Below are 19,606 nucleotides of genomic sequence, written 5' to 3' on the forward strand. Positions count from 1 at the left end.
TCGCGTGTTGCCTTTATCGTTTGCGGACGAATTCGGTGCGCAGCACCAGACCCTTCACCGCATCATGTTTGCAATCGATCTCTTCCGGATTATCGGTCAGGCGGATCGACTTGATGACGGTGCCCTGCTTGATGACCGTGCTGGTGCCCTTGACCTTCAAATCCTTGATCAGGGTGACGGAATCGCCATCCGCCAGCACATTGCCCGCCGCGTCGCGCACTTCATTCGCACGCGCCGCTTCGGCAGCCAGCTCGGAGGCCGGTCGCCATTCACCGGTCGCCTCGTCATACACGTACTCGTCATCATTTGCGGCCATGGTCGCCTCTCTTAAATATTGGTAGTGCGGTTGTTCAGGCCGTCCTATGTCATAATATACCGGCAATACAAAGGAGAACTTCCCATGAAAATCACCTGGCTCGGCCATTCCGCCTTCCGCCTCGAAAACGGCAGCGCGAAGATCCTCATCGATCCATTCTTCACCGGTAACCCCGGTTTTGCCGGACAGGATGGAAAGTCGGCAGCCGAAGGCATCACCCATATTCTCCTGACTCACGGCCATGGCGACCATGTCGGCGATACCGTGCAGCTTGCCCGCGAGACGGGCGCCACCGTGCTGGCGAATGCCGATCTTGCCGCATGGCTTTCCGCAAAGGGTGTTTCGAAGGTCGATATGGGAAATACCGGCGGCACGGTGCATTTCGACGGTTTTTCCGTCACCTTCACCAATGCGCTGCATTCCTCCGCCCAGATCACCGAAGACGGCGTCTCCCATTCGCTTGGCAATGCCAACGGTCTGATGCTGCATTTCGAAGACGGCCCGGCCGTCTATCACATGGGCGATACCGACATCTTTTCCGACATGAAACTCATCAATGAACTGCATCAGCCGGATATCGGCCTCGTGCCGATCGGTGATCGCTTCACCATGGGCGGAGCCGTTGCAGCGCTCGCCTGCCAGCGCTTCTTCAATTTCGGCAATGTCATTCCCTGCCATTACGGTTCCTTCCCGATCATCGACCAGACGCCGGAGAAGTTCGTGGCCGGCATGGAAGGGGCGCAAGCGCGCGTCCACACGCCGAAGGCCGGCGATACGCTGTCCTTCTGACATTTTTCCTGCACATGTCGCGACCGCAAAACCGCCATACAGTTTGGCGCGACATGCTTTCTACCGTTGCGAATGGCGGACATGGTGATTATAGCGAATGGGAAATATCCCATCGGAGTAGAACCATGTCCGTCGATCTCGCCACCGTAAAGCGCGTTGCGCGCCTTGCCCGTATCGCAGTCAGCGAAGAAGAAGCACAGAATATGCTCGGCCAGCTGAACGGCATACTCGGTTTCGTGGAGCAGCTTTCGGAAGTGAATGTCGACGGCGTTGAGCCGATGACCTCGGTGACCCCGGTGGACATGAAAAAACGCGCCGACGTGGTGACCGACGGCAACAAGGCGGAAGACATTGTCGCCAATGCGCCCGCGACCGACCGGGACTTCTTCATGGTCCCGAAAGTGGTCGAATAAGCCGACCGCCTCTGCCGCCCGATTTTTCCAAGATTTCGAAAGCCGTTGCCGACCATGACCGACCTGACGAGCCTGACCATTGCCGAAGCCCGCGAAAAGCTGAAGGCCAAAGAATTTTCCGCCCTCGAGCTGACCGACGCCTATCTCTCCGCCATCGATGCGGCCAACGGCGCGCTGAACGCCTATGTCGCCTTGACGCCTGAAAAGGCGCGCGACATGGCAAAAGCCTCCGACGACCGCATCGCCGCCGGCAAGGCTGGCGAGCTGGAAGGCGTTCCTCTTGGCGTGAAGGACCTGTTCGCCACCCGTGACGTGCACACGCAGGCATGTTCGCATGTTCTCGACGGCTTCAGGCCGAAATATGAATCCACCGTCACCCAGAACCTCTGGGATCAGGGCGCCGTCATGCTCGGCAAGCTCAACATGGACGAATTCGCCATGGGCTCGTCCAATGAAAGCTCCTGGTACGGCCCGGCCATCAACCCGTGGCGCGCCAATGGCTCCGACCAGAAGCTGGTGCCCGGCGGCTCCTCCGGCGGTTCCGCCGCAGCCGTGGCCGCGCATCTCTGCGCCGGCGCCACCGCAACCGATACCGGTGGTTCCATCCGCCAGCCGGCCGCCTTCACCGGCACCGTCGGCATCAAGCCCACCTATGGCCGCTGCTCGCGCTTCGGCATCGTCGCTTATGCCTCTTCGCTCGACCAGGCAGGCCCGATTGCCCGTGACGTGCGTGATGCCGCGATCCTGCTGAAGACCATGGCAAGCGTCGACGCCAAGGATACGACTTCCGTGGACCTGCCGGTGCCGGATTACGAAAAGGCCATCGGCCAGTCGCTCAAGGGCCTGAAAATCGGTATTCCGAAGGAATATCGCGTCGACGGCATGCCGGAAGAAATCGAAAAGCTCTGGGCCAAGGGTGTCGAGTGGCTGCGCGATGCCGGTGCCGAGGTCGTCGATATCTCGCTGCCGCACACCAAATACGCGCTGCCTGCTTACTACATCGTCGCGCCGGCGGAAGCCTCGTCCAACCTTGCCCGTTATGACGGCGTCCGCTACGGCCTGCGCGTCGACGGCAAGGACATTGCCGACATGTACGAAAAGAGCCGCGCCGCCGGTTTCGGCAAGGAAGTGCAGCGCCGCATCATGGTTGGCACCTATGTGCTGTCGGCCGGTTATTACGACGCCTATTACCTGAAGGCGCAGAAGGTCCGCACCCTCATCAAGCGCGACTTCGAAAACGTCTTCCACGAGGGCGTCGACGCCATTCTGGCGCCGATCACCCCGTCTTCCGCCTTCGCAGTCGGTGACGAGGAACTCGCCTCCGATCCGGTCAAGATGTACCTGCAGGACGTCTTTACGATCACGGTCAACATGGCCGGCCTTCCGGGCCTCTCGGTTCCGGCCGGCCTCGACGGCAAGGGTCTTCCGCTCGGCCTGCAGCTCATCGGTAAGCCCTTTGAGGAAGAAACGCTGTTCAAGACGGCGCATGCCATCGAGCAGGCCGCCGGCAAGTTCACCCCCGCCAAATGGTGGTGAGTGGATTCACCAAGCTCTCTACACGAACGGGCGGCATCAAATGCCGCCCGTTTGTTTTTCATCGATTGTCCAGCTCACCCCGCACGAGTTCCAGCCCGCGCGTCGTGATGCGGTAGGGTTTGCCGCCCGAGGAGGCGATGGCTCTCTTCCGTTTCAGTTTGCGGAAGGTGAGGAGATCGAGGCCGCTGAAAATCCAGCCGTCACGCGTGTAGAGCGCGAGTTTTTCGATTTTGTGGGCGTCGTCTCGAACGAGTTCAATTCTGCCGCCCTGGGCGAGCAGGTGAAGAATGCGCTGTTCGGCGCGGGAAATGTCCATTTTTGGAAGTCCGGTCGGCGTCATATAGACGCGTGAAAGCAAATCCGGGTGCCGTTAAGGCATCCGGCTCGGTTTCAGCATGGCCCGGCGCGCAATAAACTTGCGGGCAGGGCCTTTACCGGGACTCCGATTGAGCGAACATAAAAACTCCGTTCTTGCTCCTTTTGGGTAGCGGGCAAAGCCGAGGCGGTCAAGTCCCGCCAGGCGCGAGAAAACCACGCTGGTCGAATCGCGCCGGCAATGGTTTAATTTCAACGGCCATGGAGGGCGCGGCTTGATCGTCATTCGCAATGCGCATGAGCAGGAAGCGGAGGTTCTGGCGGCCATCGGCCTCAGGGCATGGCGACAGGCAACCGCGGCTCTCGGCATCACCCCGACCCTTTACGACAATGCGGCCAGTGCCTTTTCCAATTTTACCCGCTCGTCATGGCTGGCGATCAGGGTGGCGGAGTTTGGCGGCTCGGTTGCCGGATGGGCGGCGCGAGAGCACTTCGACGAGACGATTTCCGATTTCTGGATCGATCCTGATTTTCAGCGCAGAGGTGTCGGCAGCCACTTGTTGGGCGATGTCGAAAGGCTGATTGAGGACAGGGGGTTCGAGACCATCCGGCTTGAAACCCATGCCCAGAATGAGCCGGCCGTCGCCTTTTTCCGCCACCATGGCTATAGCGTCCGCTGGCTCTCCGTCTCCTATGCGCCGAAACTCGACCGCGAAGTGCAGTCGGTAGGCCTGCAGAAGCAATTGGCCGAGGTCGAGAGCGGTCTTTATGGGCCAGCTTTCTGAGACAGAGTTTGCAGAGCCTCCACCAGCCGCATCGGCCAATCAGGCATGATGGCGAGCGATGCGACAAGGCCTACCTGCAATATCACAATCGATATCAGGATGCTGCGGAACGGTTCCTTGCGTGTTTTATGACGCAGCAGACCTTGTGCCAAGATTGCGCCCAGGCTGCCGCCGATGAGCGCAAGCGATAACAGCTTGCTTTCCCGGATGCGCCATGCGCCATTTCTCGCCGCTTCCTTGTCCCACCAATAGACAAGAAAGACGAAAAGATTGAAGGTGATATAGGTTATGAAACAGAGAGCGACCGTCACCATGACGTGAATTGAAACCGGGAAGCGTAAAAAACGCGTATCCTCTATCGGCGAAAATCCCGGGCCTGGCGTGAGAGGGTGCAAGATGTCTTGCGCCCGCGCTCCATTTGTTCTACCCACCAAGGCCAAAGAACCCGTATATCGTGAGCTTCAGATGACCCTTGTAGACGTGCGCACCCCCGACCCGAAACGCTTCATTCCCGGCGCCACCGGCGATTGGGAAATCGTGATCGGCATGGAGGTGCATGCGCAGGTTCTCTCCAATTCCAAGCTGTTTTCCGGCGCTTCGACCACCTTCGGCAATGCGCCGAATTCCAACGTGTCACTGGTGGATGCCGCCATGCCCGGCATGCTGCCCGTCATCAACGAGGAATGCGTGAAGCAGGCGGTGCGCACCGGTCTTGGCCTGAAGGCCAAGATCAACCATCGCTCGATCTTCGACCGCAAGAACTACTTCTATCCGGACCTGCCGCAGGGCTACCAGATTTCGCAGTTCAAGGACCCGATCGTCGGTGAGGGCACCATCACCATTTCGCTCGGTCCGGACCGTCAGGGCAATTTCGAAGATATCGAGATCGGCATCGAGCGTCTGCATCTGGAACAGGACGCCGGCAAGTCCATGCACGACCAGCACCCGACCATGTCCTTCGTGGACCTGAACCGTTCGGGCGTGGCGCTGATGGAAATCGTTTCCAAGCCGGACATGCGCTCGTCGGACGAAGCCAAGGCCTATCTGACCAAGCTGCGTTCCATCGTGCGTTATCTCGGCACCTGCGACGGCAACATGGATGAAGGCTCGATGCGCGCCGACGTCAACGTCTCCGTGCGCCGTCCGGGCGAAGGTTTCGGCACGCGCTGCGAAATCAAGAACGTCAACTCCATCCGCTTCGTCGGTCAGGCCATCGAATATGAGGCGCGCCGCCAGGTCGCCATTCTGGAAGATGGCGGCGTCATCGATCAGGAAACTCGCCTGTTCGATCCCGGCAAGGGCGAGACGCGGTCCATGCGCTCCAAGGAAGATGCGCATGATTACCGTTATTTCCCCGATCCGGATCTGCTGCCGCTCGAATTCGACGATGCCTTCGTTGAAGCGCTGAAGGTCGACCTGCCAGAGCTTCCCGACGACAAGAAGGCTCGTTTCGTGGCCGATCTTGGCCTGTCGGTTTATGACGCCTCGATCCTCGTTTCGGAAAAGGCGATTGCCGATTATTACGAGGCCGTCGCCGCCGGTCGCGATGCGAAGGCCGCCGCCAACTGGGTCATTAACGATCTGCTCGGCGCGCTGAACAAATCGGGCAAGGATATCGAGACGACGCCGGTTTCGCCGGAACAGCTCGGTGGCATCATCGACCTCATCAAGGCCGAGACCATTTCCGGCAAGATCGCCAAGGACCTGTTCGAAATTGTCTGGAACGAGGGCGGCAACCCGGCGGAAATCGTGGAAGCCCGCGGCATGAAGCAGGTGACCGATACCGGCGCCATCGAAAAGGCCGTGGACGAGATCATCGCCGCCAACCCGGATCAGGTCGAGAAGGTCAAGGCAAAGCCGACGCTTGCCGGCTGGTTCGTCGGTCAGGTCATGAAGGCGACGGGCGGCAAGGCCAACCCGCAGGCGGTGCAGGCGCTGGTGAAGGCCAAGCTCGGTATCGAGGAAGAGTAAGCGGACGCTGCCTCGTGCTCATAGGTATCGAGGCAGAAAGCTCTCATCCGTCATCCTCGGGCTTGTCCCGAGGATCTAACGACCCACAAAGTCCAACGTGCTCAGGACCTCGGGACAGGCCCGAGGATGACGTCGGGTACGAGGGACTGACATCACTTCTGCCGGGATCAACGCCCGGCATTTCTGTTTCAAGACGGAGCCAAATCATGTTCTTCATCCGGACGGCAAGCCTGCGTGACATTGAGCCGGTGCGCACCCTGCTCGCCACGACGTGGCACGCGACCTACGATGCGATCTATGGCGTGGACAAGGTGAATCAGTTGATCCTCGCATGGCATTCGCCGCAGGCCATGAAGGACCGCATCGAGAAAAAGGGCGGCGAGTTTCTGGTGGCTGACGACGGCAAGCGGATTGGCGGCATGGCCTATGGCTCCATGTCCACCAAGATGGCGAAGACGGCCCTGTTGCACCAGCTCTATGTCGCGCCCGACCTCCAGCGGCAGGGCATCGGCCGCGATCTCTTCGCCGAACTCGAAACCTGTTTTCCGGATGCGGAAATCATGCGGCTGGAAGTCGAACCTAAAAATACTGTCGCAATCGCCTTTTATGAAGGCGTCGGATTTGTCGAGGTCGACCGAATCGAGCGCATGGCCGGCATCGAGGGTCTGCCCGGCATCGTTATGGAAAAGAGCCTGACCCGATGAATGAGACACTTCAACAACTGATCATCCGCACGGCGCGCGAAGACGATCTTCCGGCACTCGCCGCCATTTTTGCCGCCGACGAGATCGGCGGCCACGGCGATACGGCGGAAGAATCGGCGCAGCCGGATTATCTCGCCGCTTTCCGCGCCATCGAAGCGTCGCCGAGCGAAACGCTCTATGTGGCGGAACTGGACGGCGACGTTGTCGGCACCTTCCAGACGGCGATCCTGACCAAGCTCGTCGGGCGAGGGGCGAAGTCCATGGTGATCGAGGCGGTGCAGACGCGTGCCGACATGCGCGGTCGCGGCATCGGTGCGGCGATGATCAATCATTGCCTGGAAGAAGCCCGCCGTCAGGGCCTGAACGCCGCGCAGCTGACGTCCAACATGGCCCGGCTGGACGCTCACCGCTTCTATGAGCGGCTGGGTTTCGAGAAGCGGCATTTAGGCTTCAGGATGAAGCTGAAATAGCGCGGATATATCTCGAAATGCTGGACAATTGCCGTGAGGGGCGGCATAAGCATGTCTTGTGCCGTGCACGGAAAATCGCTGCGGCGCATTCAAGCCCGAGGAACGTAGAATGAAGACTCTCCTGACGCAAATCTTCACCTGGTGGAACGGCCAGACGATCGGAACGCGGTTTCATACCTGGCGTTTCGGCAAGAAGGTAGGACAGGACGAGTTGGGCAACACCTATTACGAAGGCGGCACCACCTCCTGGGGCATGCCGCGCCGCTGGGTGATCTACAATGGTTATGCCGAAGCGTCGGCCATTCCGCCCGGCTGGCATGGCTGGATGCATTACCGCACCGATGTGCCGCCGAGCCAGGAAAGCTACGTCGCGCGCGACTGGCAGAAGCCGCATCAGCCTAACCTCACCGGTTCGTCCAAGGCCTATCGTCCGCAGGGATCGTTGGCCGTGGCCGGCGAGCGCCCGCGCGTGACCGGCGACTACGACGCCTGGACCCCCGGCAACTAAGCATCTTGTGATGCGCGGTGTGTGCAAAACGCCGCGCTTGCATCCGGCCTCACCGGTTTTTGCCACATTCCGCCCTTAGGCGTTGATCCGGTCGGCGGTTCGACACAGGCAAATATTTGGAGACATATCGTATGAGGAAATTCACGCGGGATCGTTCTTTGCGTGCGCTGACAGTCTCGCTGTTTGCTGCGGTCTCTGCTGTCATCCTCATTTCGCCCGTTTCTGCTGCTCGTCTTGAAAACCGCGTGGCGGTGTTTTCCGGCATCGACAAGATCACCGGCCGCATCACTTCCTTCGATGTCTATATCGATGAGACGGTGCAGTTCGGCGCGCTTCAGGTGACGCCGAAAGTCTGCTATTCCCGCGACCAGACGGAAGCGCAGAAGATCGATGCCTTCATCGAGGTGGATGAAATCACCCTCGACCGCAAGATCAAGCGGATTTTCACGGGCTGGATGTTCGCCGACAGCCCCGGCCTGAACGCCGTGGAACACCCCATCTACGACGTGTGGCTGACGGGCTGCAAGCAGGACTCGGAAGTTCCCGCTCCCTCAACGGCAAGCAAGTAATTAACCCACGACCGCGCCTATTTCTGGCGTCTGAGCTTCTCGGCCAAATCGGCCAGGGCTTTGCTTTTGCTTTCCAGTTGTTCGATCATTTCCTCCCGCGTCAGTACGGGCTCGATCACGATCGGAACGGTGAACTTATTGGGCTGATCGCCGGCGGGAGGTGAGGGGAACCTGATTTCAGAAAATGCCCTCTTTACGGCCGTTCTTGTCTGATAGGTGCTATCCCTTATGTTTTTGACCTGAACAGCCTGCATCTTTCCCGCCGGGTCAACGCGGAAAGTAACAAGGAGCACCTGCTTCTTGTTCGTCCGCACGACCTTGAATTCCGGGCGGCCGGTTACGCCCGTCAAGGCTCGGGAAATTTCGCTTCGCCAGACGGCCTGCGGGTTCGGGCGCTGTTCGGCAGCGGTGACATTCGCCGCCGGCGTCAACATCAATAACAAGGCCGCAATCCAGCGCATGACCATCCCCCGGTGAACTATATATCATGACCGGATAAGTCATGTTTTTGAGGGTTGCAAGCAAAATCTCAGGTTGTTTTCAGCGTGGATTTTCTTGCGCCGACAATTTTTCGAAGGGCACATCCGGCCTGTCGACAGCCGCTTCAAGTATCGTGGCATATTCCGACTTTGGAATATCGATCGCCCCGAATGTCTTCAGATGTTCGGTCGTAAATTGCGTGTCGAGCAGCGTAAATCCCTGCTGCCGCAAACGCTCGACCAGATGCACGAGGCAAATCTTCGATGCATTGGTGCGGCGGGAAAACATGCTCTCGCCGAAGAAGGCAGCGCCCAGCGAGACGCCGTAGAGTCCGCCGACAAGTTTCTCGCCCTCCCACGCCTCGACACTATGGGCGTGGCCGATCTGGTGCAACTCGGTATAGAGCCTGCGGATGGTGGCGTTGATCCAAGTGCTCGGCCTGTCCGGCGCTTCCGCCGCGCATCCGGCCATCACCGCTTCGAACGCGGTGTTGAAGCGAATCTCGAACGGCTTCCTGCGCATCGCCTTGGCGAGGCTTTTGGAAACGTGAAAACCATTGAGCGGGATGATTCCCCGAATTTCCGGCTCGACCCAGAAAAGCTCGGGATCGTCAGCCGAATCGGCCATTGGGAACAGGCCGGCGGAATAGGCGCGCAGCAGGATATCGACCGTTATGCCGTTATTTCTGCTGCGCCGCCCAACCATATCGTCTTAGTGAGACGCGTCACCGGCCAGATATTTTTCCAGCCAGTGAATGTCGTAATCGCCGTTCAGGATATCCTCGTTCTGGAGGAGATCCTGGAAAAGCGGCAGCGTGGTCTTGATGCCGTCGACGACGAACTCATCCAGCGCCCGACGCAGGCGGCGAATGCACTCGTCACGGTCGCGGCCGTGAACGATAAGCTTGCCGATCATGCTGTCGTAATAGGGCGGGATCTTGTAGCCCTGATAGGCGCCTGAATCGACGCGCACGCCAAGGCCGCCCGGCGTATGGAAATAGGTCAGCGTGCCAGGTGAGGGAACGAAGGTGCGCGGGTCTTCGGCATTGATACGGCATTCGATGGCATGGCCATGGAATTCGATATCGTCCTGCGTGACCGACAGGCCCTGACCGGAAGCGACCCTGATCTGTTCCTGCACGAGATCCATGCCGGTGATGGCTTCCGTCACCGGATGCTCCACCTGCAGACGGGTGTTCATTTCGATGAAATAGAACTCGCCGTTTTCATAAAGGAACTCGATGGTGCCCGCGCCGCGATATTTCAGCTTGCGCATGGCGCTCGCGCAGATTTCGCCGATCTTCATGCGCTGTTCGACGGTCAGAGCCGGCGAATTGGCTTCTTCCAGCACCTTCTGGTGACGGCGCTGGAGCGAGCAATCGCGTTCGCCGAGGTGAACGGCATTGCCTTCGCCATCGCCGAAAACCTGCACTTCGATATGGCGCGGTTTGCCGAGGTATTTTTCCATGTAGACGGCGTCGTTGCCGAAGGCTGCTGCCGCTTCGGAGCGGGCCGTCGCAACGGCCTCTTCCAGATCGGCTTCGGTCTTCGCCACCTTCATGCCGCGGCCGCCGCCGCCCGCCGTCGCCTTGATGAGGACCGGGAAGCCGATCGTCCGGGCGATTTCGAGCGCGTTTTCAGGCTTCACTTCGCCATCGGAACCGGGAACCACGGGAATGCCGAGTTCCTGCGCCGTCTGCTTGGCGGTGATCTTGTCGCCCATGATGCGGATATGTTCGGCGGTCGGTCCGATGAAGGTGATGCCGTGCGCGTCGAGAATGTCAGCGAACTTGGCATTTTCCGACAGGAAGCCGTAGCCGGGGTGAACGGCGTCCGCACCGGTGATTTCGCAGGCCGCAACGATCTGGTGGATGTTGAGGTAGCTGTCACGCGAGGGCGGCGGGCCGATGCACACGCTTTCGTCGGCAAGGCGCACATGCATGGCGTCCGCGTCGGCCGTGGAATGCACGGCTACGGTGGGAATGCCAAGCTCCTTGGCGGCGCGCAGGACGCGTAGCGCGATCTCGCCGCGGTTGGCTATGAGGATCTTCGAAACCATGCTGAACCGCCTTTATTCGATGACCACGAGGGCTTCGCCATACTCCACGGGCTGAGCGTCGTTGACGACGATTTCCACGACCTTGCCGGACTTGGGAGCCGGGATCTGGTTCATGGTCTTCATGGCTTCGACGATGAGGATGGTCTGGCCTTCCTTGACGGTTGCACCCACTTCGATGAAGGGACGTGCGCCCGGGGCAGGCGACAGATAGACCGTACCGACCATCGGCGACGACACGGTGTTGGCCGGGTTGCGGGCAGGCGCTGCGGAGGCCGCAGGGGCGGCCGGCGCGGCTGCGGCCGGTGTAGCAACGGAGGCTGCTGCCGGTGCGGGCGCATAAGCAGCAGGCGCTGCGGCATAGACCGTGGCGGCGGGAGCGGCGCGGGAAACGCGGATGCGCAGGTCGTCCTGCTCCACTTCGATTTCCGAAAGGTCGGTATCGTTGAGGATATTCGCGAGTTCGCGGATCAGTTCCTTGTCGATACCCTGTTTCTTTTCAGACATGACAAACCCTATTCTTTGTTTCTTTTTATGCCGTGATGTTTTTCAGCGCGTGAAGCGCCATGATGTATCCATATGGTCCGAAACCGCAGACCATGCCCTTTGCCGCGGGTGATACCATCGATTTGTGACGGAACTCTTCGCGGGCGTGGATGTTGGAAATGTGCACTTCCACGACGGGCGTTGAAATCGCGCGAATGGCGTCATGCAACGCGATGGATGTGTGGCTGTAGGCGCCGGGATTGATGACGACGCCTACCGCCCGCTCGCCCGCCTCCTGCAACCAGTCCACCAGCACGCCTTCGTGGTTGGACTGGCGGAATTCCACTGCGAAACCGAGATCGGCACCGGCTTGAAGGCAATCATTCTCGATGTCCTTCAGCGTCTTGCCACCATAGATACCCGGTTCCCTTTTTCCCAGCATGTTGAGATTGGGGCCGTTGATGACGATGATGATGTTGCTCATTCACGTTTCCATAAGAAAATCAGCGACACCTATAGACTGCGCAGCCGTCAAGGAAAAGCCCCCGCAAGCCCTAAACCGGCCGCTTGGCAGGCATCTCACAGGGAATGCAGTGGCTTTTTTAGCAATCAGGAGCAGGTGGCTTTTCCACAGCTGCGCATATTGGCGATTTTTTCCTTCAGCGGGTCAGCGCCGACCGCACCGAAAACCGCCTCGTCGCCGACGATATAGGACGGCGTTCCGGTGATGCCGAGGCTGGTTGCCAGCTTGTAAGTCTCCTGCACCTGCTCGTCATTGGGGTTCTCCGCCATCGATTTGCGGATGTCGGCTTCCTTGAGGCCGAGCGAGGTCGCGACTTCCATGGCGCTGTCCTCATTCGCCCTTCCTCGGCCGCCGAGGAGCGTACGCTGGAATTCGGGATACTTGGCCGGCGCAAGCAGCTTCACGGCATTGGAGACACGGTGGGCCGCAACCGATTCCGGTCCGAGGATCGGGAATTCCTTGAGGACGACGCGCACCTTCTTGTCGCTCTTCAGAATATTGTCCATGTCGCCCATGGCGCGTTTGCAATAACCGCAATTGTAGTCGAAGAACTCGACCAGCGTGACGTCGCCATCCGGGTTGCCGAGCGCCAGATCGAATTTCGATTCGAAGATGGCCTTCTTGTTGTCGGCGACGGCTTCCGCCGCCTTGGCGTTGCGCGCCGCATATTGCTTGCGCTCAAGCGCATCCTGAACCTCGAGCATGATTTCCGGGTTCTCGATCAGATATTGCTTGATGAACTCGCCCATTTCCTTCTTCTGCTGCTCGTCGAGCGCATGGGCGGGCAGGGAGGCGAATACCGTCGAAAGGGCCGTCACACTGGCGAGAAGGGTGGAACGGAGAAAATGCGCCATATCGGTCCTCATTCTGTGCGGCCGGAGCCTCTTGAAATCTGATGAAGGCAATTACCTTACTTTAAGCCAAATGCCATACGGCAAAAATACTTGTCCGCATTATGATCGCATGATTGTGAAGATTGTGATTCTGCGGCAAGTCTCTGAAATACGGTTCAGGAAAGAGCATGCCCTTGATTACGATGTCGAAGCGGAGCGCAGTCGAACCCTTTCACGCCATGGATATTCTGGCGGAAGCGAATCGGCGCAGGCAGGCGGGCCGCCCCGTCATTTCCATGGCGGTTGGACAGCCATCGCATCCCGCACCGAAAGCCTCGCTTGCGGCGGCTGAGGCGGCGCTGAAGCATGGGCGGATCGGCTATACCGATGCGCTGGGTCTGCGCGAGCTGCGCGAGGCGATTGCCGGCCATTATCGGCTGCGCCACCAGGTCGCAATCGATCCGGCCCGCATCGCCGTGACCACGGGCTCATCTGCGGCCTTCAACCTCGCCTTTTTGAGCCTTTTCGATGCGGGCGACCATGTCGCCATCGCAAGGCCCGGCTATCCTGCCTATCGCAATATTTTGAAGGCGCTCGGCCTCAATGTCGTGGAAGTGCCGGTCACCGCCGAAACCGGTTATACGCTGACGCCGGCAAGTCTGGAGCGGGCGGAGACAAAGGCAGGCTGCAAGCTGAAGGGCGTGCTTCTGGCAAGCCCGGCCAATCCGACCGGCACCGTTACCGGCCGTGAGGCGCTGAAGCGGCTGGCGAGCTATTGCGAAAGCCGCGACATGGCTTTCATTTCCGATGAGATCTATCACGGCCTTACCTTTGTCGGCGAAGAGACGAGCGCGCTCGAAATCACCGACAATGCCGTGATCATCAACTCCTTCTCGAAATATTATTGCATGACCGGCTGGCGCATCGGCTGGATGGTGCTGCCCGAGAACCTTGTCCGCCCCGTCGAGTGTCTCGCCCAGAGCCTTTATATTTCCGCGCCCGAACTGTCGCAGCTTGCGGCGACAGCGGCCTTTTCGGCGGCGGAGGAACTGGATGTCTACCGGGAAAGCTATCGCACCAACCGCGATTTTCTGATGGCGCGCCTGCCGGAGATCGGCCTGCCGCTGGCATCCCCGATGGATGGCGCTTTTTACGCCTATGTCGATACCAGCCGTTTTTCCAATGACAGCATGGATTTTGCGAAGCGCATGCTGGCGGAAATCGATGTGGCGGCGACGCCGGGCATGGATTTCGATCCCGAGGAAGGGCACAGGGCGCTGCGCATTTCCTATGCGGGTTCCGTGTCGGATATCGCCGAGGCCGTTGGACGTATTGCCGGCTGGCTGAAATAAGCCGGGATCATCCGTTCGGGGAAATCAGGTAAGGGAGATCAGGCGGGCGTGCAGCCGAAGGTGCTGTTGAACGCCTTCTCGCCCTTTGCAGTGAAGGTCAGCACCCGGCCGTTTCCGCGCCGCAGCCAGTCGCGCTGCTGCATGGCTTCGAGAAGCGACGCGCCAAGCCCGCCGCCGAGGTGATGGCGGCGTTCGCTCCAGTCCAGGCAATGCAGGCAGACGGGGCGACGGGCCTTTTCGAGTGACGAAAGGTCGATGCCGAAGCTTGAGAAGAAGTCGCGCCCGCTCTCCGTTAGGGCAGGATCATCACCTAACGTCACGAGCCCTTTTGCGGTGATGGCCGCAAGCAGCGCCACGCCGCTTTCCCCGGCCAGATGATCGTAGCAGATGCGCGCTTCCCGCAGCGCCTTGTCCTTCGGTCCCGTGCGGACGCGGACTGCGCCCGTGCGCTGGGCAAGACCCATCAACGCTTCCAGAACATGCGCCACATCCTCGTCGGAAAGACGGAAATAGCGGTGACGCCCCTGTTTTTCCGCTTTCAGGAGTTGCGCCTCGGATAGCTTCGACAGATGCCCGCTGGCGGTCTGCAGGGTCACGCCGGCGGCTTCGGCAAGCTCGCTTGCGGTCAGCGCGCGTCCGTCCATTAGCGCCGTCAGGATGTTGGCGCGGGCAGGGTCGCCGATCAGCGCGGCGACATTGGCGATCAAGGGTCCGTCTTTCATGCTTCGATGGTAGTCGAAGCATTGATGCAAGGCAATGGCTTAAAAGAGAGAGGCAAACCACGAGGAGACAAACGATGCTGACCTGTTTCATCCGCTACGAGATCGATCCTTTCAAGGTTGATGCCTTTGAGCGATATGCCCGCACATGGGGTGAAGCGATACCGCGCTGCGGGGCCGATCTGATCGGCTATTACGCTCCGAAGGAGGGATCGAGCACCATTGCTTACGGTGTCTACAACATCGAAAATCTCGCCGCCTACGAAGCCTACAGGGCACGGCTCGCCGCCGATCCTGCAGGGCGGGAAAATTGCGAATTCGCCCGCCGCGAGCAGTTCATCCGCCGCGAGGACCGGCTTTTCCTGCGTCTCGCCTCCGCTCCGCACGCCGGAGGCGGACAATGATCGCCGTTATCTTCGAGGTCTGGCCGGCTGAAGGCGAGAAGCAGCATTATCTCGACATCGCGGCAGGCCTGCGGGCTGAGCTGGAAACCATCGACGGCTTCCTGTCCGTCGAGCGGTTTCAAAGCATCGGCAATCCGGACAAGATGCTCTCTCTGTCCTTCTTCCGGGATGAGGAGGCGGTGAGGGCATGGCGCAACACCATGCCGCATCGCGCCGCGCAGTCGCTGGGCCGGTTCGGTGTTTTTTCCGATTACCGGCTGCGTATCGCGCAGGTGATCCGCAACTATGGCCTGGAGGAGAGGGAGGAAGCGCCAGCCGACAGCCGGAAAGCCCATCCGGGAGAGGGAACAGCTTAGGCTGATATTTCCAGCATCAGTTTTTCTGCATGCCGCTGCAAGGCTTTCTGGTTCGAACTCGCCTTTGAAACCCGTTATAGATGGGCCAATGTGGTGCGGGACACCCTTAAGGTTAGGACAAGGAGAAAAGCGATGTCGGCAGAAAAAGTAGCGATTGTAACGGCAGGCGGCAGCGGCATGGGGGCCGCCGTGGCAAAACGTCTGGCCGCGGATGGCTACAAGCTCGCGATCCTGTCTTCTTCCGGCAAGGGAGAGGCGCTGGCGCAGGAGCTGGGCGGTATCGGCGTTACCGGCTCCAACCAGTCCAATGACGATCTCCAGCGGCTCACGGATCTGACAATCGAAAAATTCGGCCGCATCGATGTGCTGGTCAACAGCGCCGGCCATGGCCCGCGCGCCTCCATTCTCGATATTACCGACGAGCAATGGCACACCGGCCTCGATGTCTACCTCATGAACGTCATCCGCCCGACGCGGATCGTCGCCCCCGTCATGGTGAAACAGAAGGCGGGCGCCATCGTCAACATCTCGACCGCCTGGGCTTTCGAACCGAGCAGCATGTTCCCGACATCCGCCGTGTTCCGCGCCGGTCTTGCCTCCTACACCAAGATTTTCGCCGATACCTATGCGGCCGACAATGTGCGCATGAACAATGTTCTGCCCGGCTGGATCGACAGCCTGCCGGCGACGGAGGAACGCCGCGAGAGCGTGCCGATGCAGCGTTACGGCAAGAGCGAGGAAATCGCCGCCACCGTGGCATTCCTTGCCTCGGAGGGGGCCGGTTATATTACCGGTCAGAATATCCGCGTTGATGGCGGGCTGACGCGGTCTGTTTGACGGGTTGGCATTTCCCACTCCTCATTCCTGTGACAAGCGCAGGAATGAGGAAATGTCAGCGGCTCAAAAAAACCGCTCTTTGCGCCGACAAAAGAAAACGCCCGCAACATCGTTGCGGGCGTCTTTTATTCAGGATGTGGCTTCTCTCAGAAGAAGCCCTTGCGCTGCCACCAGCCACCCTTGCGGGGCTTCGGCTCCTCGCCATCGGCGGGGGTGGAGGAACCGGAAGAGGTGACCACCGGCTCCGAGCTCGAGACATTGCTGCCCCGGTTCGCGCGGACCTTTTCTTCCGTGGCCGGTGCTTCCGCTTCCGAAGCCAGATCGGCCGAAGCCTCACCCGCTTCTTCAATGGCGACGTCCACCACGGTTTCCTCAACGATCACCGGCTCCACCGTTTCAACGGCTTCGGCCTTCGGCGCTTCCTCGGTTTCAGTCTTGGTCTTTGCCTTGCGGGTGCGGCGCGGCTTTTTCGGCACGTCCTCTTCCGCGACCTCGGCAACCGCACCTTCCACCACCTCGGCGGCGGTCGGCTCTTCGGTTACGGATGCTTCGGCGGAAGCCTCTTCGCTTTCACCTTCTGCTTCCGCGCCGGCGGCATCGAGAGCCTCGTCTTCCGCACGGTTGCGACGTCCGCCGCGCTTGCCGCGACGGCGGCGCTTGCGCTTGCCGTCCTCTTCGGAGGTTACCGCTTCGGCTGCACCGTTTTCGGCTTCAGTATCGGCTTCATCGGTTTCGACGCCATCGTCGTCACCTTCGGCATCATCGCCTTCCGCATCGCCGGACTGGGCGTCGAGCGCGCCGTTCTGCTCGCCCTGACCGCCCTTGCCGCGACGGCGGCGGCGACGCTTGCGCTTGCGCTTGCCTTCCTCGCCATTGTCGCCCTGCTGCTGCTGGCGTGGCTCGGAGGTCTGCGCCTTGACGATTTCTTCCTCGTCTTCGTCCTCTTCCACCTCGGCGACGAAATCGTCTTCCTCTTCCACGAAGTTCGGCAGCATCTGGATGAGGCTTTCGATCTTCACTGGATTTTCGACGGCTTCACCGCGATCGATGGCGAAATGCTGCGCACCGACGCCGGAATCGGCGGCGATGATGATCGACACGCCGAAGCGGCCTTCATAATCGACGATCGTGCCGCGCTTGTGATTGAGCAGGTAGAGCGCCGTTTCCGGCGTGCAGCGCACCGTGATGTTGTGGGTGGTGTTGCGCAGCAGATATTCCTCGATGCCGCGCAGCACATGCAGCGCGATGGAGGATTCCGAGCGAACATGGCCCGTGCCGCCGCAATGCTGGCAGACCTGCGTGGTCGATTCCAGCACCGAAGCGCGGATGCGCTGGCGCGACATTTCCAGGAGGCCGAAATGCGAGATGCGGCCGACCTGAATACGGGCGCGGTCGTTCTTCAGGCAATCCTTGAGCTTCTTCTCGACAGCGCGGTTGTTGCGCTTTTCTTCCATGTCGATGAAGTCGATGACGACAAGGCCGGCAAGGTCGCGCAGGCGAAGCTGGCGAGCCACTTCTTCCGCCGCCTCGAGGTTCGTCGTCAGCGCGGTTTCCTCGATGGAATGCTCGCGGGTCGAACGGCCGGAGTTGACGTCGATGGAAACCAGCGCTTCCGTCTGGTTGATGATGAGATAACCGCCAGACTTCAGCGTCACCTGCGGCTGCAGCATCCGGTCGAGCTGGGCTTCGATACCGGAGCGCGAGAAGATCGGGTGAATATCGCGGTAAGGCTGAACCACCTTGGCGTGGCTCGGCATTAGCATCTTCATGAAGTCTTTGGCTTCACGATAGCCGTCTTCGCCCGAAACGATGATCTCGCCGATATCCTTGTTGTAGAGATCGCGGATCGAACGCTTGATGAGCGAGCCTTCCTCGTAAACGAGGCAGGGGGCGGTGGAGTTCAGCGTCAGCGTGCGGACATTTTCCCACAGGCGCATCAGATATTCGAAGTCGCGCTTGATTTCGACGCGGGTGCGGTTGGCGCCGGCGGTGCGCAGGATGACGCCCATGCCCTGCGGCACTTCCAGATCGCGCGCGATTTCCTTCAGGCGCTTGCGGTCGGCCGGCTGGGTGATCTTGCGGGAAATACCGCCGCCACGCGCCGTATTCGGCATCAGAACGGAATAACGGCCGGCGAGCGACAGATAGGTGGTCAGCGCCGCGCCCTTGTTTCCGCGCTCTTCCTTGGCCACCTGCACCAGAAGGATCTGGCGGCGCTTGATGACTTCCTGAATGCGATACTGCTTGCGCGGCTTGCGGGCGACGCGGTCCGGAACCTCTTCCATGGCGTCTTCGGCGCCGACGGATTCGATCACTTCCTTTTCGTGGTGATCGTCATCGTCGTCGTCATCATCGTCATTGCCGCGGCGAAGACCCTCGACTTCCTCGGAAATCGTGTCGGTATCGACCATGGCGGCCATTTCGCCGCCGGCGCTGCCGTCGTCTTCGGAAGACGCTTCGGCGGCCTCGGCCGCTGCGGCTTCTTCTTCCGCCGTCTTCTTCTTGGCGCGGGGGCGACGGGTGCGCTTCTTCGGCTTTTCTTCCTCGGCGGGCGCTTCTTCGGCTACGGCCTCGACGGCCGCTTCCCCGGAAACCTCTTCCGCGACGGTCGCGGTTTCTTCCGTAATAACGGTTTCAATGGTTTCGCTGGCGGAAATAATGCCGACATCCGGCTGATCCACCTGCGAAAGGTCGATCATGGGGGCGCCGGGCTCGGGTGCATCAGCGGATTCGAAATCGTCGCTACGGCGATGATCCTCGGCTTCCGCTTTCAGGAGGGCCTGACGGTCGGCGAGCGGAATCTGGTAATAGTCCGGATGGATTTCCGCAAAAGCGAGAAAGCCGTGGCGATTTCCACCGTAATCGACGAAGGCCGCCTGAAGCGAGGGTTCAACCCGCGTGACCTTGGCAAGGTAGATATTGCCGCGGATCTGTTTCTTGTGCTCCGATTCGAAATCGAATTCTTCGATCCGGTTCCCACGGACAACGACTACGCGTGTCTCCTCTTCGTGGGAGGCGTCGATAAGCATTTTGTCTGCCATGTAAGCTGTGCTCCTCGGCGCAGCCTTGTTTTATACGAGAACAGGCCCGCCACACGGACGAGCCTTTCATATGAGTGCAAGGATGTGCCGGAAATGAAGTCTCCTGCCGGGCGTCTGTAAACTGGCAGCATCCGGACCGACGGC

The 19,606-nt window shown here is 60.1% G+C and carries 24 protein-coding genes; 13 read left to right on the forward strand and 11 right to left on the reverse strand.

The window, feature by feature from the left end; genetic code table 11:
- Positions 1–13: 13 nt before the first annotated feature.
- Positions 14–316, reverse strand: coding sequence for an alkylphosphonate utilization protein (locus FGF54_RS05170; RefSeq protein ID WP_003521474.1), 303 nt, complete (start codon positions 314–316; stop codon positions 14–16).
- 84 nt (positions 317–400) lie between these two features.
- On the opposite strand from FGF54_RS05170, the gene FGF54_RS05175 reads away from it, so the two are divergent.
- From FGF54_RS05175 to gatA, 3 genes are all read left to right on the forward strand, one after another.
- A complete protein-coding gene (locus tag FGF54_RS05175) occupies positions 401–1,105 on the forward strand; it encodes a metal-dependent hydrolase (RefSeq protein WP_142779090.1) in 705 nt (234 codons plus the stop codon).
- 125 nt (positions 1,106–1,230) lie between these two features.
- Positions 1,231–1,518, forward strand: coding sequence for an Asp-tRNA(Asn)/Glu-tRNA(Gln) amidotransferase subunit GatC (gene gatC, locus FGF54_RS05180; RefSeq protein WP_003521472.1), 288 nt, complete (start codon positions 1,231–1,233; stop codon positions 1,516–1,518).
- A gap of 54 nt (positions 1,519–1,572) precedes the next feature.
- A complete protein-coding gene (gatA, locus tag FGF54_RS05185; RefSeq protein WP_080852188.1) occupies positions 1,573–3,054 on the forward strand; it encodes an Asp-tRNA(Asn)/Glu-tRNA(Gln) amidotransferase subunit GatA in 1,482 nt (493 codons plus the stop codon).
- Between the two features lie 58 nt (positions 3,055–3,112).
- Here the strand turns inward: gatA and FGF54_RS05190 are convergent, their stop codons facing one another.
- Positions 3,113–3,370: a YjhX family toxin gene (locus FGF54_RS05190; protein ID WP_003521470.1), complete on the reverse strand. Its 258-nt coding sequence runs from the start codon at positions 3,368–3,370 to the stop codon at positions 3,113–3,115.
- A 274-nt stretch (positions 3,371–3,644) separates the two neighbouring features.
- Between FGF54_RS05190 and FGF54_RS05195 the strand changes: the two genes are divergently transcribed.
- A complete protein-coding gene (locus tag FGF54_RS05195) occupies positions 3,645–4,154 on the forward strand; it encodes a GNAT family N-acetyltransferase (protein WP_125145997.1) in 510 nt (169 codons plus the stop codon).
- Here FGF54_RS05195 and FGF54_RS05200 read toward each other — a convergent pair.
- Positions 4,136–4,468: a DUF1294 domain-containing protein gene (locus FGF54_RS05200; RefSeq protein ID WP_168208012.1), complete on the reverse strand. Its 333-nt coding sequence runs from the start codon at positions 4,466–4,468 to the stop codon at positions 4,136–4,138. The genes FGF54_RS05195 and FGF54_RS05200 overlap by 19 nt on opposite strands.
- Before the next feature lie 151 nt (positions 4,469–4,619).
- Between FGF54_RS05200 and gatB the strand changes: the two genes are divergently transcribed.
- The 5 genes from gatB (at position 4,620) to FGF54_RS05225 (ending at position 8,376) form a co-directional block, all read left to right on the forward strand.
- Complete coding sequence (gatB, locus tag FGF54_RS05205; RefSeq protein WP_003521466.1) at positions 4,620–6,125, forward strand: Asp-tRNA(Asn)/Glu-tRNA(Gln) amidotransferase subunit GatB; 1,506 nt, start codon at positions 4,620–4,622, stop codon at positions 6,123–6,125.
- Between the two features lie 206 nt (positions 6,126–6,331).
- A complete protein-coding gene (locus tag FGF54_RS05210; RefSeq protein ID WP_003521465.1) occupies positions 6,332–6,829 on the forward strand; it encodes a GNAT family N-acetyltransferase in 498 nt (165 codons plus the stop codon).
- Positions 6,826–7,299: a GNAT family N-acetyltransferase gene (locus tag FGF54_RS05215; RefSeq protein WP_142779092.1), complete on the forward strand. Its 474-nt coding sequence runs from the start codon at positions 6,826–6,828 to the stop codon at positions 7,297–7,299. Before FGF54_RS05210 ends, FGF54_RS05215 begins: the two co-directional genes overlap by 4 nt.
- A gap of 109 nt (positions 7,300–7,408) precedes the next feature.
- On the forward strand, positions 7,409–7,807 hold the full coding sequence (locus tag FGF54_RS05220) for an NADH:ubiquinone oxidoreductase subunit NDUFA12 (RefSeq protein ID WP_003521463.1): 399 nt from the start codon (positions 7,409–7,411) through the stop codon (positions 7,805–7,807).
- Positions 7,808–7,938: 131 nt separating this feature from the next.
- On the forward strand, positions 7,939–8,376 hold the full coding sequence (locus tag FGF54_RS05225) for a DUF2155 domain-containing protein (protein ID WP_065653957.1): 438 nt from the start codon (positions 7,939–7,941) through the stop codon (positions 8,374–8,376).
- A 17-nt stretch (positions 8,377–8,393) separates the two neighbouring features.
- Here the strand turns inward: FGF54_RS05225 and FGF54_RS05230 are convergent, their stop codons facing one another.
- From FGF54_RS05230 to FGF54_RS05255, 6 genes are all read right to left on the reverse strand, one after another.
- Positions 8,394–8,837 (reverse strand): hypothetical protein, encoded by a 444-nt coding sequence (locus FGF54_RS05230; RefSeq protein WP_142779093.1) that lies wholly within the window; start codon positions 8,835–8,837, stop codon positions 8,394–8,396.
- A gap of 79 nt (positions 8,838–8,916) precedes the next feature.
- Positions 8,917–9,561, reverse strand: a complete 645-nt coding sequence (aat, locus tag FGF54_RS05235) for a leucyl/phenylalanyl-tRNA--protein transferase (protein WP_142779094.1) — start codon at positions 9,559–9,561, stop codon at positions 8,917–8,919.
- A gap of 6 nt (positions 9,562–9,567) precedes the next feature.
- A complete protein-coding gene (gene accC / locus FGF54_RS05240; protein ID WP_003521459.1) occupies positions 9,568–10,914 on the reverse strand; it encodes an acetyl-CoA carboxylase biotin carboxylase subunit in 1,347 nt (448 codons plus the stop codon).
- Positions 10,915–10,926: 12 nt separating this feature from the next.
- A complete protein-coding gene (gene accB / locus FGF54_RS05245; RefSeq protein WP_142779095.1) occupies positions 10,927–11,418 on the reverse strand; it encodes an acetyl-CoA carboxylase biotin carboxyl carrier protein in 492 nt (163 codons plus the stop codon).
- Between the two features lie 25 nt (positions 11,419–11,443).
- On the reverse strand, positions 11,444–11,881 hold the full coding sequence (gene aroQ, locus FGF54_RS05250) for a type II 3-dehydroquinate dehydratase (protein WP_065653953.1): 438 nt from the start codon (positions 11,879–11,881) through the stop codon (positions 11,444–11,446).
- Between the two features lie 125 nt (positions 11,882–12,006).
- Positions 12,007–12,774: a DsbA family protein gene (locus tag FGF54_RS05255; RefSeq protein WP_003521455.1), complete on the reverse strand. Its 768-nt coding sequence runs from the start codon at positions 12,772–12,774 to the stop codon at positions 12,007–12,009.
- Between the two features lie 173 nt (positions 12,775–12,947).
- Between FGF54_RS05255 and FGF54_RS05260 the strand changes: the two genes are divergently transcribed.
- Entirely contained in the window at positions 12,948–14,105 is a 1,158-nt protein-coding gene (locus FGF54_RS05260; protein WP_168208119.1) for a pyridoxal phosphate-dependent aminotransferase, read from the forward strand.
- 38 nt (positions 14,106–14,143) lie between these two features.
- Here the strand turns inward: FGF54_RS05260 and FGF54_RS05265 are convergent, their stop codons facing one another.
- Entirely contained in the window at positions 14,144–14,827 is a 684-nt protein-coding gene (locus FGF54_RS05265) for a helix-turn-helix transcriptional regulator (protein WP_065653952.1), read from the reverse strand.
- A 74-nt stretch (positions 14,828–14,901) separates the two neighbouring features.
- On the opposite strand from FGF54_RS05265, the gene FGF54_RS05270 reads away from it, so the two are divergent.
- From FGF54_RS05270 to FGF54_RS05280, 3 genes are all read left to right on the forward strand, one after another.
- Positions 14,902–15,228 carry an NIPSNAP family protein gene (locus FGF54_RS05270; RefSeq protein ID WP_142779097.1) on the forward strand — a complete coding sequence of 109 codons (327 nt, stop codon included), beginning with the start codon at positions 14,902–14,904 and terminating at the stop codon, positions 15,226–15,228.
- Positions 15,225–15,584, forward strand: coding sequence for an antibiotic biosynthesis monooxygenase (locus tag FGF54_RS05275; RefSeq protein ID WP_142779098.1), 360 nt, complete (start codon positions 15,225–15,227; stop codon positions 15,582–15,584). Before FGF54_RS05270 ends, FGF54_RS05275 begins: the two co-directional genes overlap by 4 nt.
- Before the next feature lie 132 nt (positions 15,585–15,716).
- On the forward strand, positions 15,717–16,421 hold the full coding sequence (locus FGF54_RS05280; RefSeq protein WP_142779099.1) for an SDR family oxidoreductase: 705 nt from the start codon (positions 15,717–15,719) through the stop codon (positions 16,419–16,421).
- Positions 16,422–16,567: 146 nt separating this feature from the next.
- Here FGF54_RS05280 and FGF54_RS05285 read toward each other — a convergent pair whose 3' ends face one another.
- On the reverse strand, positions 16,568–19,462 hold the full coding sequence (locus tag FGF54_RS05285; protein WP_142779100.1) for a ribonuclease E/G: 2,895 nt from the start codon (positions 19,460–19,462) through the stop codon (positions 16,568–16,570).
- Between the last annotated feature and the right edge of the window lie 144 nt (positions 19,463–19,606).

Source organism: Agrobacterium sp. T29, from assembly GCF_006970545.1.
GTDB lineage: Bacteria > Pseudomonadota > Alphaproteobacteria > Rhizobiales > Rhizobiaceae > Agrobacterium > Agrobacterium leguminum.